Below are 18114 nucleotides of genomic sequence, written 5' to 3'. Positions count from 1 at the left end.
CAGCCGGTCATGTGTACCCCGCGCCGCCCGACCAGCAGGGCGATGCATGATCGTTCGACCGATCGGCTCTTCATGGGCGCCAAAGCCATGGAGCGCTGCCGTACCGAAAGGTGACGCCCAGATCGAACGCGTGGAGCAGCAGGCGCCCGGCATCGGCCGGTTCGGCCTTTGGCAGATAGGCGCGGGACGGACTCATGCGGCGCAGCTCGATCGCCGAGAGGCTGGCTCGACCGACCTTGCGCCGAGGCAAAAGGAACTCACGAAGCACACTGCCTTGCCGGCGAGCAGGGACAACGCCCTGCTCGCCGGCCCCTCTTATGCGAGTTGTTTTTCCAGTTCGCCGAGCACGCGATAGCAGTCGAATACTTGGGCGACGCTGCTATTGGGTTCGCGGCCTTCGCGGATGGCGCCGATGAATTCACGGTCCTGAAGTTCGATGCCGTTCATCGACACAGCGACCTTGCTGACATCGATCGGTTCTTCCTTGCCGTTCACCAGGTCGTCATAACGGGCAATATAGGTGCTGCTGTCGCCGATATAGCGGAAGAAGGTGCCGAGCGGCCCGTCATTGTTGAAGCTCAGGGACAGGGTGCAAATCGCGCCACTCTCGCTCTTGAGCTGGATGGACATATCCATGGCGATGCCAAGTTCGGGATGGATCGGACCCTGCATGGCGTGCGCGTCAACGATCCTGCCCGCCTGATAGGCAAAGAGATCGACGGTATGCGCGGCGTGGTGCCAGAGCAGATGGTCGGTCCAGCTACGCGGTTCGCCCTTGGCATTGATATTCTTGCGGCGGAAGAAATAGGTCTGGACGTCCATCTGCTGGATGGTCAGTTCGCCCGCGCGGATCAGATTATGGACATATTGGTGCGACGGGTTGAAGCGGCGGGTGTGCCCGACCATGCACACAAGGCCGGTTTCCTTCTGCTTGGCGAGCACGGCCTGTGCATCGGCCCAACTGTCTGCAAGGGGGATTTCGACCTGAACATGCTTGCCCGCATTCATGCACGCGATGGCCTGCTGCGCATGCATCTGGGTCGGCGTACAGAGAATGACCGCGTCGACATCCTCGCGGGCGAGCGTTTCATCGAGGTCGGTCGTCGCATGGCCGATGCCATATTTGGCGGCAACCGTCTGGGTCGGCTCCAGATTGCGGCCGACGAGGGAGGTGACGGTCACGCCATCGATATTCTTGAGGCCGTCTAGATGCTTTTCACCGAAAGCACCGGCGCCGGCGAGGGCAATGCGCATGGGGAGTTCTCCTTGAAACGAGCTTAGCGGACGGGTTCGAGCACCAGATGCCCAACCGCCGTATTGGATGCGGGAACATGATAATGGCGATGCAGCGGCCTCACCTTCTTGCCCAAGGCGCCGCGCATGATCAGCCACATCACCATCTCGATACCTTCGGACCCGGTTTCGCGCAGATATTCGATATGCGAAATGGCGCGCAGCGCCTCGCCATCGTCATCGCTCATCAGGTCGAGGAAACGATTGTCCCATTCCTTGTTGATGAGACCAGCGCGCGGCCCCTGCAACTGATGGCTCATGCCGCCCGTGCCCCAGACCTGCACGTTCAGATCTTCGGGGAAGCTCTCCACCGCGCGGGCAATCGCCTCGCCCAGCAGCCAGCAGCGGTTGCCCGACGGCGGCGGATAGGTGACGACGTTGACCGCCAGCGGGATTACCTTGCACGGCCATTGCTCGGGCTGGCCGAACATCAGGCTCATCGGCACGGTCAGGCCATGGTCGACATCCATCTCGTTGATGATGGTCATGTCGAACTCGTCGAGGATCAAGCTCTGGGCGATATGCCAGGCGAGGTCGGCATGGCCCTCCACATCGGGAACCGGGCGGGGGCCCCAGCCTTCGTCCGCGGGCTTGTAGCGTTCGCCGCAGCCGATGGCGAAGGTGGGAATGATCTTCATGTCGAAGGCCGAGGCATGATCGTTATAGACCAGGATCACGACATCGGGCTTTTCCTGCGCTATCCAGCGCCGCGACCAGTCATAGCCCGCGAATACGGGCTGCCAATAAGGTTCGGCGGTCTTGACCAGATCCATGGCCGCGCCGATGGCGGGCACATGGCTGGTGGCGACCCCGGCGGTAATGCGAGCCATCAACGCTTCTCCCTGATCGAACGAACGCCTTGCGGGGAACGGCCGCCGGCTATCATCATCGCCTGATAGTCTTCGGGCGTCATGCCGGTCATCGTGCCGACCGCCTGCAAGAAACTGAGGCCATCGGTCGAAAAGACCTTCGCCAGAAAATAGATGTTCCCACCCAGATCGAGGCAGCGATTATAGTCGCGATCCAATATAGCCTGTTTCTGCGCCTCGCTCATCGGCCATTCGTCGATATAGGCGCGTTCGTCCGCCTTCCACCGTTCTCGGTTTTCCGCCTTCATCAGGCTCATCGCGAACTGGTTCATCCAATAGCCCTGACGCGCCCGTTTCGCGGTATAGACGCGGGTGCCGGGAATATCGTCGAACTCGGCCAGATATTCGTGAATGTCGATGCTCACAGGCCCCTCGCCTTCAACTGCGCGTCGAGACGCGGGAAGACGCGGCGGGCATTGCCTTCGAAAATGGCGTGCCGCTCCGCGTCGCTGATGTCGAGCGCGTCGACGTAGCGCTTGGTATCGTCGAAATAATGGCCCGTGGTCGGATCGATCCCGCGCACCGCGCCGACCATTTCCGACCCGAACAGGATGTTCTTGTTGTCGATGACGTCGGCCAGCAGGTCGATGCCAGGCTGGTGATAGACGCAGGTGTCGAAGAAGATGTTGTTCATGAGGTGCATATCAAGGCTGGGTTTCTTGAGCATGTCCGCCAGCCCCCGGTAGCGTCCCCAATGATAGGGCACGGCGCCGCCGCCATGCGGAATGATGAAGCGCAGCGTCGGGAAGTCCGCGAACAGGTCGCCTTCCAGCAACTGCATGAAGGCTATGGTGTCGGCGGCGATATAATAGCCGCCGGTGGCGTGCATTGCTGGGTTGCAGCTTCCCGACACATGGATCATCGCCGGCACGTCCAACTCGACCATCTTCTCATAGAAGGGATACCAGTAACGGTCGGTCAGCGGCGGATGCCGGAAATGGCCGCCACCCGGATCGGGATTGAGGTTGCAGCCGATGAAGCCCAGCCCCACGCAGCGTTCCAGCTCCGCGATGCTGTTCGCCATGTCGGCCTGCGGCGATTGCGGCAGCATGCACACCCCGGCGAAGGTTTCGGGGAACATCGCCACGACGCGGGCGATCAGGTCGTTGCAGCGGATCGCCCATTCCTTCGCCATGGCGGCGTCGCCGACATGCGGGGCCATCGCCGAAGCGCGCGGGGAAAATATCGTCAGGTCCGCGCCGCGCTCCTTGATCAGACGCAACTGGTTGGACTCTATCGTGTCGCGGATTTCATCGTCGCTGATCTCAGGATAGGCCGGGGCCGGAACGCCAGCCTTGAACGCGGCTTTCTGTTCCTCGCGCCACGCGTCATGCCCCTTGGGGAGCACCGTATAATGGCCGTGACAGTCAATGATCAGGCTCATGCGGCATCTGCCTTTCGTGCGTTCGATTGAATGATCTGGCTGATCTTCGCGCTCAGCCCCTCCCGCGGCGTCTTGACGCCCAGCATGCCCATCCCACGCTGCCGTGCCACCGTGCCCCGGCTCATCGCGGCGCCGGTGCCGAACCCTTCAAGCGTCCGGACCACCTCTTCCATCTCGGCGGCACGGCGCAGGCCGTGGACCAGCATGCGGTCCAGATTATAGTCCGCGCGATCTTCCCAGGACTGCGCCTTTTCACTGGCATCGAGGGAGGCGAGCACCTCCTCGCGCACGCCAGCGGCCTCCGCGGCAAGGACGCATTCGGCGGTCAGCGCCTCCATGCCCTTCACCATGACCGATCGGATCATCTTGATCGAAGAGGCGCGACCGACGGCTTCACCCACCAACCGCGTCCTGGCAAAGCCCAAAGCCGCCAGGTGTCGCCCGGCCTCCGCCGCCTCAGGCCCGCTCAGCAGCAGGGGGACGGACAGGCGCGCCGGGTTGACCGGTGCCATCACCGCGACATCGACATAATGGCCGCCCGCCGCCTCGATGAGGCGCGCGGCCTGCTGCTTGGTCTGTGGCGCCACGCTGTTCATGTCGCAATAGAGCGCTCCGGCCGGGAGGCATGAAGCAGCCTTCTCCGCCACGGCGAGCGCCTGGTCCGCGGTCACCAGCGAAAGCACGAGGCCGACACCCGACAAGGCTTGTTCCAGAAGCGCCGCGCCCGATACTTGGGCAGCGGCATAAGCCGCCAGCATCGCTTCGCGATCGGCGGGATCGTCCGTCTTGCAGTCGAACGCATGGGCGCGTTCGCGCCATTCGCCCGCCAGGGCAAAGGTGGCGCCTGCTTCGCCAAAACCAATCAGACCGACTTCCTGCTCCATGGACGGCGACATGGCGCAGCGCCTGCAAACGCGCCAATCGAATCCATGTGTCCGCTATAAGAATTTACGAATATATGTTCCTGCTTTCCTTTTCCACGGCATCCAGGAAACGGCTTTGCAGGCGCGTCGGACGCCAGTCGGCCCGTGTGGTGATGCCGATGGTCCGGCTGACCGATCCCGGCGCGGAACCGATTTCGATCACCACCCCCACCTTCAGTTCCAGTGCCAGTTGGTCGACCGACAGCAACGTCAGATAATCGCCGCCCAGAAGCAATTGCCGGATCGTCATGACCGACCCGCATTCGATCGGCACCGGGGGCGGTTCGATGTCCAGAGCATCGAACATGCGCCGCCACAACTGGCGCAGCGGCGCGCCTTCGGGCGGGAGTATCCAGGGAAAGCGGCGCAGATCGTCAGGAAGCCATCCGTCCGCAAGCGGATGCCCCGCACGGCCGATGATGATCGGCCGGTCTTCGAACAGGGGTTTTTGCACCAGATCCTGGCCGATGGAGGGATCGCGCAGCGCGCCGATCATCATGTCGACCTCGCCATCGCGCAGCGGCGCGACAAGCTCCGCATGAGACCCTTCATGAACGCTGATGTCGACCTGCGGAAAATCGGCACGGAAACCCGCGATGGCGGCAGGCAACAGCCGCGCGCGCGACAGCGGCATGGCGCCGATCACGATCCGTCCGCTCTCCTGCCCCCTTATATCGGCTATATCCTCCAATCCCGACCGTAGCTCCGCCAGCGCCAGCCGCAGCCGGCGCGCCAACGCCGCGCCCTGGCGGGTCAGCACCAGCCCCCGGCCGCGCCGGTCGGCCAGCCTGTAGCCCATGGCCAGCCCCAGATCGCCCACCGCCCGATGCAGCGAGGGTTCGGTCACGCCCGCTTCCGCCGCCGCCGCCGGGTAGCTGCCCGTCCGCGCGAGGGTGACGAATGCACGGATCTGCGCCGCGGTCACCCGTTTGCTGCCGATCAGGCGCAGCGCCGCATCGACACGCGGCGCCAACACCAGCGCCGCCTCGGTCGGGACCATGCCGCCGGGTTGCCGTTCGAACAGGGGCAAGCCCAATTGCGCCTCCAGCTTGGCGATGCCCTGGGTGACGGCGGGCTGCGTCAGATTCACCGCGCGAGCGCCCAACGAGACGCTGCCCCGTTCGACGACGGCGGCCATGGCGGCAAGGTGGCGGATATTCAACTGGTCGGCGGACATATAGTATGATTAGCAAAAATTTATGGGTGCCGCATAGAACGGATTTGGCCGGACCGCTCCGCTGCGTCATGGGAAATCAACTTTATTCCATGGGAGCAGGATCATGTCCGGCATCGTTGTCCAGAATATCGAACGGGCGAGCCTTTCCGTTGTCGACGGCCTTGCGAAATGCGGCGTCGCCACCGTACATGAGGCGCAGGGCCGCACGGGCCTGCTGGCCCCCACCATGCGCCCGATCTACACCGGCGCGAGGATCGCGGGCAGCGCGGTCACGATTTCGGCGCCTCCGGGTGACAACTGGATGGTCCATGTGGCGATCGAGCAACTGAAGGAAGGCGATGTCCTCCTGCTCGCGCCGACCAGTCCCTGCACCGATGGCTATTTCGGCGATCTTCTGGCGACCTCGGCGCAGGCACGCGGCTGCCGTGGCCTGATCATCGATGCCGGTGTACGCGACGTGCGGGATTTGAAGCAGATGAACTTCCCCGTCTGGTCGAAGGCCATCCACGCGCAGGGCACGATCAAGGCGACGCTGGGCAGCGTCAATATCCCGGTCGTCTGCGCCAATGCGCTGGTCAATCCCGGCGACGTGGTGATCGCGGACGATGACGGCGTGTGCGTCGTACCGCGCGCGAATGCTGCCGCGGTGCTGGAGAAGGCGCAGGCCCGGGAGGCTGCGGAGGAAGCCAAGCGCGTGCGTCTGGCTTCAGGGGAACTGGGCCTCGACATCTACAATATGCGCCCGCGCCTTGAGGAAATGGGACTGAAATATGTCTGATTCCGCCCCGCACGCCAGCGCCCGCGTCATGTGGATGCGCGGCGGCACGTCCAAGGGCGGCTATTTCCTGGGCGAAGACCTGCCAGCCGACGCGGCTGCGCGCGACGCCTTCCTGCTGCGCATCATGGGGTCGCCAGATCCGCGCCAGATCGACGGCATGGGCGGCGCCGACCCGCTGACCAGCAAGGTCGCCGTGGTCAGGAAATCGCAGCGGGAAGGCGTCGACGTCGACTATCTTTTTCTCCAGGTCTTCGTCGACCAGGCCATTGTCAGCGACGCGCAGAATTGCGGCAATATCCTGGCCGGAGTCGGCCCCTTCGCCATCGAACGCGGACTGGTCGCGGCACGGGACGGCGAAACCCGCGTCGCCATCTTCATGGAAAATACCGGGCAGATCGCCATTGCGACGGTCGAAACGCCCGGCGGCAGGGTTTGCTATGACGGGGAAGCGAAGATTGATGGCGTGCCCGGTTCCGCCGCGCCGATCCCATTGGAGTTCCGCGACACCGCCGGTTCGTCCTGCGGCGCGCTGCTCCCCACCGGCAATGCCTGCGACGAGGTGGAGGGCGTGCGCGTCACGCTGATCGACAATGGCATGCCCTGCGTCGTCATGAAGGCGCAGGATGTCGGGATCAGCGGTTATGAGGATCGCGAGACGCTGGACAATGACCTCGGGCTCAAGGCCCGGATCGAGGCGATCCGCCTCGCCGTGGGAGAACGGATGAACCTGGGCGACGTCAGGGAAAAGTCCGTCCCCAAGATGATGCTGGTCGCACCACCCAGGAATGGCGGAGCGGTCACGGTACGCAGCTTCATCCCGCATCGCGCCCACGCCTCGATCGGCGTGCTGGGCGCGGTCAGCGTCGCCACCGCCTGCCTGATCGACGGATCGCCCGCCGCCGAAGTGGCCAGCATTCCCCGCGGCCGCCGCAAGACCCTTTCGGTCGAGCATCCGACGGGCGAGACCACTTGCGTCATGGAACTGGATGAAAGCGGCGCGGTGACGAGTGCGGCCATGCTGCGCACGGCGCGCAAATTGATGGATGGAGAGGTTTTCGTATGAGTGCCCAAGACACCGCCCGCATCGTCTCCTGGCACGGCAATCCCTCTATCCCGACCTTTACCCCTCCGCCGGGCGCGGTCGACGCGCATTGCCATGTGTTCGGTCCCATGGCGCAGTTCCCCTTCAGCCCCAAGGCCAAATATCTTCCCGAAGACGCTGGCCCGGACATGCTGTTCGCGCTGCGCGACCGGCTGGGTTTCGCCCGCAACGTCATCGTTCAGGCCAGTTGCCATGGCACCGACAACAGCGCGACGCTGGACGCCATTGTGCGTTCCGACGGCAAGGCGCGCGGCGTTGCCGTGGTCGATCCCGCCATCACCGATGCGGAACTGGAAAAGCTGCACGAAGGCGCCATGCGCGGGGTGCGTTTCAATTTCCTGAAGCGGCTGGTCGACGACGCACCCAAGGACAAGTTCCTGGAAATCGCAAAACGCATCCAGCCGCTCGGCTGGCATGTCGTGGTCTATTTCGAAGCGGATATATTGGAGGAAATGCGTCCCTTCCTCGACGCCATCCCGACGCTGATCGTGATCGACCATATGGGCCGGCCCGACGTCAGCCAGGGTCCGGACGGCGCAGACATGCGGGCGTTCCGCAGGCTGCTCGACAGCCGCGATGACATCTGGACCAAGGTGACCTGTCCCGACCGGCTTGATCCCAACGGCGCGCCCTGGGACGATTTTGCGCGTTCGGTCGCGCCGCTGGTGGCGGACTATCCGGATCGCGTACTCTGGGGGACCGACTGGCCGCACCCGAACATGGAAAAGGCCATTCCCGACGATGGCGCGCTGGTCGACATGATCCCCCGCATCGCGCCGACCATCGAGTTGCAACGCAAGCTGCTTATCGACAATCCCATGCGCCTCTACTGGCCCGGCGAATAAAGATAATCGGGTGCTTCCACCATGAGGTGAGAAGCGCTCACCCCTGATCGGCAGAAACCGACAGACATCGCGGCGCTTCGCGACGGCCTGGGTTGTACCCGTTCCTTTCGATCCTTCCGAAAGGCGGATGCCCCATCGATGCGCCCCAGACCGGACGTTATTCCGCAGCACCGGCCTCATCCGCATTTTGGGTCGTGAAGCCCTATGACATTATGCGCGGCATGTTTTCGGCCTTTTCGCGCTCCATTGACAATGATGCTCCATCCCAGTAATTTTTCAGAATATCGTTCTGTTAAATAGAACAATCGCTTTCCTCGAAAGAGCTTCAGACTTGATCATGGAATTTGACTTCATCATCATCGGCGCGGGTTCGGCAGGTTCCGTGCTGGCCAATCGGCTGAGCGCCAATCCGGCGAACCGCGTTCTGTTGCTGGAGGCTGGCGGAGAGGCCAGCCACCCCTATGTGCAGATGCCCGTGGGCTTCCTCCAGGCGCTGCGGAATCCCAAGCTGACCTGGGGTTATGAATCCGAACCGCAGACCCATATCGGCGGCCGCCGGTTGCCGGTTCCGCGTGGCCGGATGCTGGGAGGGTCATCCTCCATCAACGGCATGGTCCATTTCCGTGGCCATCCGGCCGATTTCGACGAATGGGCGGCCCATGGCTGCACCGGCTGGAGCTATCAGGACGTCCTGCCCTATTTCAAACGGTCGGAGGACCATTGGAGCGGCGGCAATGAATGGCGCGGCAACGATGGGCCAATCCGGGTGGAGCCCGTCGACACGCGCAAGCTGATGGCGGAGGAAATCCGCGCATCGGCGGCCCTGTGCGGCTATGATTATAATCCGGATTATGACGGGGCCAGCAACGAGGGCTGTTCGGACGTTCAGGTGGCGCTGCGCAATGGCCGCCGCTGTGGATCGGCCCGTGCCTATCTCGATCCGGTGCGATCCCGGCCGAACCTCACCATCCTGACCGGGGCGCAGGTGCATCGCATCCTGTTCCAGGGCCGTCGCGCGTCGGGCGTCAGTTTCGAACGCGATGGCATGATACGAACCGCCAGCGCCAGCCATGAAGTCATTCTGAGCGCGGGCACCTATGGTTCGCCCCATCTGCTGATGCTGTCGGGTGTGGGACCGGGTGCGCAACTTTCCGGACATGGTATCAATGTCGTGCACGATCTGGCGGGCATCGGTTCCAATCTTCAGGAACATGTCCGCCTAGCGCATCAATATGATGCGGCGCCGCCGCATAGCTTCGCGCGGGAACTGCGCTTCGATCGGGCGACGATTTCCTTCCTACGCTGGTATCTGACCGGCACCGGAACCTTCGCCAACCAGATCGCATCGTCCTGTATCCTGGCGCGTTCGGAAGAAGGACTGGAACGCCCCGACCTCCAGATCATGGTCAGCCCTGTCCGCGTGGATGCCAATATCTGGTTCCCCGGCATCGCCAAGCCCAAGAAGGACTGCTTCTTCAATTCCATCTGCCTGCTGCGGCCCGCAAGCCGCGGAACGGTAACGCTGAAAAGCGCCGATCCGCGATCCGCGCCCCGCATCGAGTTCAACCTGCTGCAAAATGAGAATGACTGGACGACGCTGAAAAAAGGCCTCGCCATTTCGCGCAAAATCTATTCGGACGGGCCGATTGCCCGCTATCTGGAACGCGAAGTTCTGCCCGGCGCGGACAAGACCAGCGATGCCGATCTGGACGCGATGAAGGCGGAACTGACCGGCATCGTCCACCATCCGGTCGGCACCTGCACGATGGGCACCGACGCCCATGCCGTGGTCGACCCGCAATTGCGCGTCCGGGGCATTGACGGGCTGCGCGTGGCCGATGCGTCGATCATGCCCTTCCTGGTGGGGGCCAACACCAATGCCGCAGCCGTCATGATCGGCGAGAAGGCGTCGGACCTGATATTGGGTCGCGCCGCATAATTTCAGAATATTAGGAAAGAGGATGATGGAGAGCACGGGGAACGCGGCGATTTTCGAGCAGGCGCGGGCGCGCATCGCCCGTCCCTTCGGCCATTTCATCAATGGCTTATGGGAAGCGGGATCGGGCGAACCGATCGCTGTCGTCAATCCCGCGACCGAGCAGCCGATCGGCAGCATCGCCGCAGGCGGCGAAGCGGAAGTCGACCGGGCGGTCGCGGCTGCGCGCCAGCGGTTCGAAAGCGCCGAATGGACGCGCATGCCCGCCGCGGAACGGGAGAGGCTGCTGCTGCGTCTGGCCGACCTTGTCGAGCGGGACCGCGATGAACTGGCCGCCATCGAGACGCTGGACAATGGCATGCCCTTCGCCCCTGCCCGCATGATGGCGGTGGGCTCCGCGATCAGCGCGATCCGCTATAATGCGGGCTGGGCACGCCGGATGACGGGGGAGGAAGCACCCGTTTCCGTGCCCGGACGCTGGCACGGCTATACCAGCCGCGAGCCGCTGGGCGTCGCGGCGCTGATCGTGCCGTGGAACGCGCCTTTCGCCATCACCTGCAACAAGGTGTCAGCGGCGCTGGCGGCGGGCTGCACGGTGGTGCTGAAACCCGCCGAACTGGCCCCCATGTCGGGCCTGCGCCTGGCCGAGCTGGTGCAGGAAGCGGGCTTTCCCGATGGCTGCCTCAATGTCGTCACCGGCCTTGGCGCGCAGGCAGGCGCGGCGCTGGTGCGTCATCCGGGCGTCGACAAGATTTCCTTCACCGGCTCCACCGCGACCGGCCAGTCGATCCTGCGCGAAACCGCGGGCAGGCTGACGCGGGTTTCCCTGGAACTGGGCGGCAAGTCGGCGGTGCTGGTTTTCCCCGACGCCGATCTGGAAAAGGCCATCCCTGCCGTTGCCATGGGCATTTTCGGCAATAGCGGGCAGGTCTGCGCGGCGGGTTCCCGCCTGTTCCTGCATGACTCTGTCTTCGACCGCTTCGTCACCGGCCTGGTCGACTTTGCCGAAAAGCTGATGGTCGGCCCCGGCGACCAGCCCGGCGTCGCGCTGGGTCCGCTGATTTCGGCAGGGCAGAAGGAACGGGTCATGGGCTATATCGCCGCCGGGGAGGCCGAGGGCGCGCAGATCGCGACCGGGGGCAGCGCGCCGGACGAGCCGGGCTATTTCGTCAAGCCGACGATCTTCGTCGACACCCGCCCCGACATGCGGATCGTGCGGGAGGAGATTTTCGGCCCGGTCCTCTCAGTCATGCGCTTTTCCGACGACAATCTGGAAAATCTGGCGCGGCAGGCCAATGACAGCATCTATGGCCTGTCCGCCTATGTGTGGACCCGCGACCTTTCGACCGCCCATGCCATGGCGCGCTATCTGCGCGCCGGATCGGTCAAGGTGAACGGGTCCGGCATGGAATTCGCCCTGCCCTTCGGGGGCTTCAAACAGTCGGGCATAGGGCGGGAAAATGGCCGCGAGGGGGTGGAAGCCTTTATCGAAAAGAAGTCGGTAATGATCGGCTGGTGATGGTGTGGACGGCATTATGAATGCCTCCGCGATCATGTCTTCCATGGGGCGGGACGCGCGCCTGCGTTCCCCCAACAATCTCATGAACCCGGCGCGGAACCGTACTCTGCACGCCAGTCTCGCGGCGGACGGTCGAGATGGCGAGCGAAGAAGCGCGAGAAATAGGCCGGATCGTCAAAGCCAACGGCATAGGCGATTTCCGCTATCGACAGGTTGGAATAGAGCAGCAGACGCCGCGCTTCCAGCAAAGCGCGTTCATCGACCATGGCGGCCGGCGACATGCCCGCGACATGAGAACAGGCCTGGCGCAGGGCAGTCTCGCTGACGCCCAGCGCCAGGGCATAGGCGTCCACAGGTTCGCGCCGCCGAAAATGCAGTTCGATGCGTTCACGCAGACGCGCGACCAGACGCGCCTGCCTTCCACCGGCTCTGGGTCCAGCCTCCGTCAGGGCAGCGTGGCGCAATGCCTGAACCATCAGGCCGAGTAGCAGAGCCTCGATGGCGCCTCGCTGGCCCGGCCCCGACCAGGCGAGTTCCTGTGCCAGGCGCTGGATATCCGCCTCCACTTCGCTCAGCTCTGCTGGCGGCAAAGGGACGGCGCGCGGGACGCGAAAAAGAGGCTGGAGGTCTTCATCGCGCTCCAGCAAATGCTGAAGGTAGCTGTCGGAAATCGTCATCACCCAACCGCGGGACTCCCGCAACCAGGTAAAACCATGAATGATGCCGCGAGGTACCAGCAGCAGGCAGGGCGCATCAAAGGAAAGGGTGTTGCCGTCCGCGCGCATCGTTCCCCCGCCCTGGGCAATCAGAATGATGTGGTTGAGGTCGCGATGCACATGCGGCTGAATCGTCCATTCGCTGGGCCGGGACCGATCGTCGAGGCTTTCCACATGGACAAAGCCGACTTCGACAGCACGCTGCGGTTCTCCATAAAGGTAGAAGGCGGGAACGGCTGCACTCATAGTGGGTAGAAAACCTGCTGGATCGTCCAAATCATTAGCGGGGATGGCCATGGTCTGCAAGCGGCATCCCCGCCACCATGCCGACATCGAGGAGCAGAGAGGAGATGGCCCATGAAAACGCAGATCGCCATTGTCGGCGCAGGCCCCGCGGGGCTCCTGCTGGGGCATTTGCTGCGGGCCGAGGGGCTGGAGGTCGTCATCGTCGAGCGGGCCACGGCCGACTATGTGCTCGCGCGTATTCGCGCCGGTGTTCTTGAACGCACCACGACCGACCTTATGGACCGGATCGGTCTTGGCGAACGGATGCACCGCGACGGGTTGCCTCATGGCGGCTTCCATCTGGCGGATGGTCAACGACTGATCCGGATCGACATAGCCGCGCTCACCGGCCGGCAAGTGATGGTCTATGGCCAGACGGAACTGACGCGCGACCTGATGGATGCAGCGCCCGAGCGCGGCCTGCCGATCATCTATGGTGCCAGGGACGTCGCACTTCATGATCTGGCAAGCGACGCGCCCTATCTTACCTTTGTTGAAGACGGTGCTCCGCGTCGCATAGATGCACAATTCATATGCGGCTGCGACGGGTTTCACGGCCCATCCCGCGCTGCCATCCCTCCCGCCGCGGCCCGCACCTATGAAAAAATCTATCCCTTCGGGTGGCTGGGCATTCTTGCCGATGTGCCCCCATGCGACGATGAACTGATCTACGCCAATCATGAGCGCGGCTTTGCGCTGGCATCGATGCGATCCGAAAAGCGAAGCCGCTATTATATTCAAGTGCCCCTCGACCAGAAGATCGAGGATTGGCCCGACGATCGGCTGTGGGACGAACTGGCCGTCCGTCTTGGACCGGAAGCAGGCGGCCGGATCACGCGCGGGCCTGCGCTGGAAAAGTCCATCGCTCCCCTTCGATCCTTCGTATTCGAGCCGATGCGCCACGGCCGGCTCCTATTGGCCGGCGACAGCGCCCACATCGTCCCGCCTACCGGGGCCAAGGGATTGAATCTGGCCGCTTCGGACGTCCATTATCTGTCCGAAGCGTTGACCGGCTACTTCCGTCGGGCGGACCCGGACGCGATCGCAGGCTATTCGGACCGGGCATTGGCACGGATATGGAAGGCGGAGCGCTTCTCCTGGCAGCTTACACGGCTCATGCATCGCTTCCCCGACAATGATGCGTTCGACCGGCGCATGCAACTGGACACCTCGAAAAACCGGTGGCGTCTGACGGCTTGAGGTGATTCACTGCGCGTACGCGACAGCGGAGGCAGAGATGGCAGTACAGCCGGGTTTCTTTGATCTTTCGGACCGATACGAGGCGCTGAGCGCGGCGGGCGATCCCCTGGAACGGTTGTCCGCCGTGGTGGACTTCGAGCTATTCCGGGGACCGCTGGTGGCCGCGCTGCGACGCGGCCCTCGTAACAAGGGCGGACGACCGCCGTTCGATCCGGTGCTGATGTTCAAAATCCTGGTTCTACAGGCATTGTATTCGCTGTCCGACGAGGCGACCGAGTTCCAGATCAAGGACCGGCTTTCGTTTCAGCGCTTCCTGGGCGTTGGCCTGGAAGGCACCGTGCCCGATGCCACCACGGTCTGGCTGTTCCGCGAACGGCTTGTGAAGGCCAAAGCAATCGACCGGCTGTTCGTGCGCTTCGATACCGCTCTCAAGGATCGGGGCTATCTGGCCATGGGCGGGCAGATCATCGACGCTACCGTCGTGCCCGCGCCCAAGCAACGCAATACTCAGGAGGAGAAGGCGGCGATCAAGGAAGGCCGGATCCCTCAGGACTGGAACCCCGCCAAGACCCGACAGAAAGACCGCGATGCGCGCTGGTCGATCAAATATACCAAAGCCAAGGTCAGGGAAGGCGACGATCCTAAGGCGACAAAGCCGGTCGATCTGGCCATCCCGATGTTCGGCTATAAAAACCATATCGGCATCGATCGGGTCCACGGACTGATCCGCACCTGGGATGCGAGCGCCGCCAATGCCCATGATGGCGCGCGACTGCCCGATCTGATCAGCAAGGAGAACACCGCCTCAGGCGTTTGGGCCGATACCGCCTATCGATCCAAGAAGAACGAGGCGTTTCTCGCCAGGGGCATGTTCACCAGCAATATCCACCAGAAGCGCCTGCCCAAGCGGCCGCTGCCCGAACGGATAGCCAGGGCCAATGCAAGGCGCTCAAAGGTCCGCGCCGCCGTGGAGCATGTCTTTGCCGGGCAGAAACACCGCATGGGCCTCGTCGTCCGCACCATCGGCATCGCTCGCGCCAGGATCAAGATCGGCATGGCCAACCTGGTCTATAATTTCCAGCGTCTCGCCTGGATCGAGGGCAGAGCTGCGCCTGCATGACATGGAATTGGCGCCCAGAACTCCGCCGACACGGCGATCACCCCGCCAATGCCGCCGAAGCGGTGCCTTTCATCAGCGCCGCGTGCCCCTTCCTACGCCATCAGACCAAAATCACCCGGTTTTTCGAGGTGTCCAACTGGCCGATCTCGACTATATCGCTTCCTCTCCCGCGGCGCAGACGACGATCGCGGAAAATTATGTGGGCTTGCCGCTTTAACCCGGCAGGCCGATGTCGGACCTGAGCGTGGGAGCATGATGCAAGCGGCAATCCATGTCCCTTCCCCGTCTGGACAGACGCAGAGCATGGAGCCGCCCCGCATCGGGAGCGACTCCATGCCCTAAATATTTCTTCTGTCCTTTTAGAGCGATTTCCAGTCAGATGGCATCATCTGACGGTTAAGAAATCGCGGCAAATAAAAGACTTGGAGCGGCCGATCTGATTCAATCAGATCGGAATCCGCTCTAGAATTTATACTTCAGTTCCACCGCGAACTCGCGCGGGCGACCGACGTCGAGGATTTCAAACCCCATCAGGAAGTCGTGCGTCCCGCCGGGGAGTCCCGGTGTCGCCTTGGTCGTCGGTCCGCCGGGATTGAAGCCGTTGGTGAAATAATATTCATTGGTGAGGTTCGTCCCGACCACCGCCAATGTCCATCCGGCATCCGCCTTCAATTCGATCCGTCCGTTGAGAATACCGTAAGATGGCAGGATCGACATGTTGGTCGGGTTGGGGAAGCTCGCCTGCTTGCTCTTGTACCCATAGTTCAGGTCGAAGGATAGATCCCCGAAGTCCCCGAGATCATAGCTATAGTTCGCGCCCAGCGTGTAGGAATATTTGGGGCTACGGAAATAGGGCGTCTGCGGCGTCAGTGCTGTTTTGCCGCTGAGACCGATCATGGCATCGTCATATTTGGCATCGACATAGCCAAAGCCCCCGCGCAACACCAATCCATCGACCGGCGCCGCCATGAGTTCGACTTCCACACCCTTTACCGTCGAATCCCCGTTGACGATATATTGCAGCGGCGGCGGTCCCATGTCGATCAGCTGGATCTGCTGATCCTTGTAATTGGTCTGGAAGAAGGTCGTGTTGAACCGCAGGCGATGGTTGAAGAATTCCGAGCGGAACCCGATTTCATAGGTCAGCAGATTTTCTTCCTGATATTCGCTGAGGCCGCAGAAGGGCAGCGGCGAAGTCGAGCAGGTGGTCTGCAGCGTGTCGTTGAAGCCGCCGCCCTTGAAGCCCTGCGCCACCGATGCATAGGTCATGATGTCGGGCGTCCACTTATAGTCGATGCTGACCTTGGGAGAGAAGTTGCTCCACTTGCCCTTGCGCGACTGCTGGGTCGGGGTCAGCACGCCGTTCACCAGGACACGGCCGCGCCCGTCGCGGAAGGTCGAGAAGTCCTTCTTGTCCTGTGTCCAGCGGATGCCGACCGTGGCGCTCAGCCGGTCCGTGATTTCAAAGGTGCCCTGGCTGTACGCAGCGATGCTCTTGGTCGTGATGAACTTGTTCTCGATGGCGCCAAGGCCGATCGTGCCCTCGGACGCGCTGTTGGCACCCGCGGTCGGATCGAAACGCCGGCGATAATTTGTCGCATCGTCCCAATAATAGAAGACACCTGCCTGCCATTTCAGCCGCTTGTCGAAGGCGGTTCCGATAGCCTGAAACTCCTGGGTGAAATATTCGATCTTGTTCTCGTCGACCTGCTGCATGAACGGGAGCGGCGTGCGGTCCCAATCCTGGAATATATATTGATCGGAATTGCGGTATCCGGAAATCGAATTCAGCGTAACGGTATCGGACAACTCATAGGACAGGCTGAGCGACAGGCCGGTACTGTCGAACTTGCTCACATCAGGCACGCCGCCATAGACGGTCTTCTTGCCGCCCTGGTTGTGGTAATAATCCATGTCGGACTGGATGCAGCCGAGGACGCTGCTGAGCGCCACAGGCGCCGCCAGCGTAGTGCCCTGCCCGCAATAATTGGACCGCGAAACCGATGCCGGCATCAGCGCGCGCATCTGATTTACCAGCGCGACGTTGACCGGAGGACCGCCAGGGACCTGCGCGCCGTACAGGCCCGCGGTGAAAATGTCGGATGCTGACCAGTTGGGGACGATCGTCGCCGAACCATTATCCTTCGACCTGATCGTATCCACGGAGAAATTGATGTCGAGCCGGTCGGTCGGGCGCGCCCGCAGTTGCAGGCGGCCGGTCTGCGAATTGATCGAACCCAGCCGGTTGCCGTCAACGATGCGCTTCACATAGCCGTCGCGGTCGTTGCTGGAGAAGGAGACGCGCGCGGCGAAGATGTCGCCCAGCGGCAGGTTCAGCACGCCCGAGAAGTCGCGGCGGTCATATGAGCCGATGACGGCGCGCACATTGCCTTCGATCTGGTCAGACGGCTTCTTCGTCACATAGCGGATGGCGCCGCCGGCCGTGTTGCGGCCGAACAACGTGCCCTGCGGCCCGCGCAGCACTTCGATACGCTCGATGTCGAGCAGGTCGAGCAAGGCGCCGTTCGGGCGCGCATAAAGCACGTCGTCGATATAGACGCCGACGGCGCTTTCCTGCGTCAGCGATCCCGACGGCGCGCCGCCGATGCCGCGAATGGCGAAGTTGGCGACAGAATTTCCCTGCCCCGACGTACCCCCGATGGTGACGTTGGGCACGAACGTGTCGAAGCCGTTGAGGCTGTCCACGCCCATCGACGCCAACTGCTCGCCGCCCACGGCGACGATGGAGATCGGCGCGTCCTGAAGGCGCTGCTCATAACGCTGTGCCGTGACGACGATGTCGCCCAGGCCAGTCTGCTCGGGCGCTTGGGCCACCTCCTGCGCTGCCGCCGGGGCCAGAATGCCCCCCAGCGCCAGCAGGGATGCCGATGAAACCGCGATCGACCGGAAGCCGCGCCGCACGCGCGCATGACAAGGATTAGGCAACATGGCTTTTCAGATCTCCTC

The 18114-nt window shown here is 62.9% G+C and carries 16 protein-coding genes; 7 read left to right on the top strand and 9 right to left on the bottom strand.

Going from position 1 to position 18114, the window contains the following annotated elements; translation table 11 throughout:
• Nucleotides 1–70: 70 nt before the first annotated feature.
• The 7 genes from CAF53_RS27595 to CAF53_RS18785 form a co-directional block, all read right to left on the bottom strand.
• Nucleotides 71–268, bottom strand: coding sequence for a hypothetical protein (locus CAF53_RS27595; RefSeq protein WP_100239189.1), 198 nt, complete (start codon nucleotides 266–268; stop codon nucleotides 71–73).
• 47 nt (nucleotides 269–315) lie between these two features.
• Nucleotides 316–1254 (bottom strand): Gfo/Idh/MocA family oxidoreductase, encoded by a 939-nt coding sequence (locus CAF53_RS18810; RefSeq protein WP_100239188.1) that lies wholly within the window; start codon nucleotides 1252–1254, stop codon nucleotides 316–318.
• Between the two features lie 23 nt (nucleotides 1255–1277).
• Nucleotides 1278–2123, bottom strand: coding sequence for a class III extradiol dioxygenase subunit beta (locus CAF53_RS18805; protein WP_100239187.1), 846 nt, complete (start codon nucleotides 2121–2123; stop codon nucleotides 1278–1280).
• Nucleotides 2123–2527, bottom strand: coding sequence for a protocatechuate 4,5-dioxygenase subunit alpha (gene ligA / locus CAF53_RS18800; protein WP_046764044.1), 405 nt, complete (start codon nucleotides 2525–2527; stop codon nucleotides 2123–2125). Before ligA ends, CAF53_RS18805 begins: the two co-directional genes overlap by 1 nt.
• Entirely contained in the window at nucleotides 2524–3546 is a 1023-nt protein-coding gene (locus tag CAF53_RS18795; protein ID WP_100239186.1) for an amidohydrolase family protein, read from the bottom strand. Before CAF53_RS18795 ends, ligA begins: the two co-directional genes overlap by 4 nt.
• Nucleotides 3543–4430: an NAD(P)-dependent oxidoreductase gene (locus tag CAF53_RS18790; protein WP_100239561.1), complete on the bottom strand. Its 888-nt coding sequence runs from the start codon at nucleotides 4428–4430 to the stop codon at nucleotides 3543–3545. Before CAF53_RS18790 ends, CAF53_RS18795 begins: the two co-directional genes overlap by 4 nt.
• Nucleotides 4431–4494: 64 nt before the next feature.
• Nucleotides 4495–5646, bottom strand: a complete 1152-nt coding sequence (locus CAF53_RS18785) for a LysR family transcriptional regulator (RefSeq protein ID WP_100239185.1) — start codon at nucleotides 5644–5646, stop codon at nucleotides 4495–4497.
• A 103-nt stretch (nucleotides 5647–5749) separates the two neighbouring features.
• On the opposite strand from CAF53_RS18785, the gene ligK reads away from it, so the two are divergent.
• The 5 genes from ligK to CAF53_RS18760 all read left to right on the top strand — a co-directional run bounded on the left by ligK (nucleotide 5750) and on the right by CAF53_RS18760 (nucleotide 11826).
• The gene (ligK, locus tag CAF53_RS18780) at nucleotides 5750–6424 is read left to right on the top strand and encodes a 4-carboxy-4-hydroxy-2-oxoadipate aldolase/oxaloacetate decarboxylase (protein ID WP_046764041.1); all 675 of its coding nucleotides are present in this window, start codon (nucleotides 5750–5752) and stop codon (nucleotides 6422–6424) included.
• Nucleotides 6417–7487, top strand: coding sequence for a 4-oxalomesaconate tautomerase (locus CAF53_RS18775; RefSeq protein WP_100239184.1), 1071 nt, complete (start codon nucleotides 6417–6419; stop codon nucleotides 7485–7487). The genes ligK and CAF53_RS18775 overlap by 8 nt, the downstream gene beginning before the upstream one ends.
• Entirely contained in the window at nucleotides 7484–8371 is an 888-nt protein-coding gene (locus tag CAF53_RS18770) for an amidohydrolase family protein (protein ID WP_100239183.1), read from the top strand. Before CAF53_RS18775 ends, CAF53_RS18770 begins: the two co-directional genes overlap by 4 nt.
• A 337-nt stretch (nucleotides 8372–8708) precedes the next feature.
• Complete coding sequence (locus CAF53_RS18765) at nucleotides 8709–10310, top strand: GMC family oxidoreductase N-terminal domain-containing protein (protein WP_100239182.1); 1602 nt, start codon at nucleotides 8709–8711, stop codon at nucleotides 10308–10310.
• Between the two features lie 22 nt (nucleotides 10311–10332).
• Nucleotides 10333–11826, top strand: a complete 1494-nt coding sequence (locus CAF53_RS18760) for an aldehyde dehydrogenase family protein (protein WP_100239181.1) — start codon at nucleotides 10333–10335, stop codon at nucleotides 11824–11826.
• An 80-nt stretch (nucleotides 11827–11906) separates the two neighbouring features.
• On the opposite strand, the gene CAF53_RS18755 is transcribed toward CAF53_RS18760, so the two are convergent.
• Complete coding sequence (locus tag CAF53_RS18755; protein WP_100239180.1) at nucleotides 11907–12788, bottom strand: helix-turn-helix domain-containing protein; 882 nt, start codon at nucleotides 12786–12788, stop codon at nucleotides 11907–11909.
• A 111-nt stretch (nucleotides 12789–12899) separates the two neighbouring features.
• On the opposite strand from CAF53_RS18755, the gene pobA reads away from it, so the two are divergent.
• On the top strand, nucleotides 12900–14027 hold the full coding sequence (gene pobA, locus CAF53_RS18750; RefSeq protein WP_100239179.1) for a 4-hydroxybenzoate 3-monooxygenase: 1128 nt from the start codon (nucleotides 12900–12902) through the stop codon (nucleotides 14025–14027).
• A gap of 37 nt (nucleotides 14028–14064) precedes the next feature.
• Entirely contained in the window at nucleotides 14065–15147 is a 1083-nt protein-coding gene (locus CAF53_RS18745; protein ID WP_100238210.1) for an IS5-like element ISSsp126 family transposase, read from the top strand.
• A gap of 462 nt (nucleotides 15148–15609) precedes the next feature.
• Here the strand turns inward: CAF53_RS18745 and CAF53_RS18740 are convergent, their stop codons facing one another.
• Nucleotides 15610–18096, bottom strand: coding sequence for a TonB-dependent receptor (locus CAF53_RS18740; protein ID WP_100239178.1), 2487 nt, complete (start codon nucleotides 18094–18096; stop codon nucleotides 15610–15612).
• Between the last annotated feature and the right edge of the window lie 18 nt (nucleotides 18097–18114).

This window comes from Sphingobium sp. LB126 (assembly GCF_002795205.1).
Classification (GTDB): domain Bacteria; phylum Pseudomonadota; class Alphaproteobacteria; order Sphingomonadales; family Sphingomonadaceae; genus Sphingobium; species Sphingobium chungbukense.
This window is presented reverse-complemented; position numbering and strand designations above follow the sequence as displayed.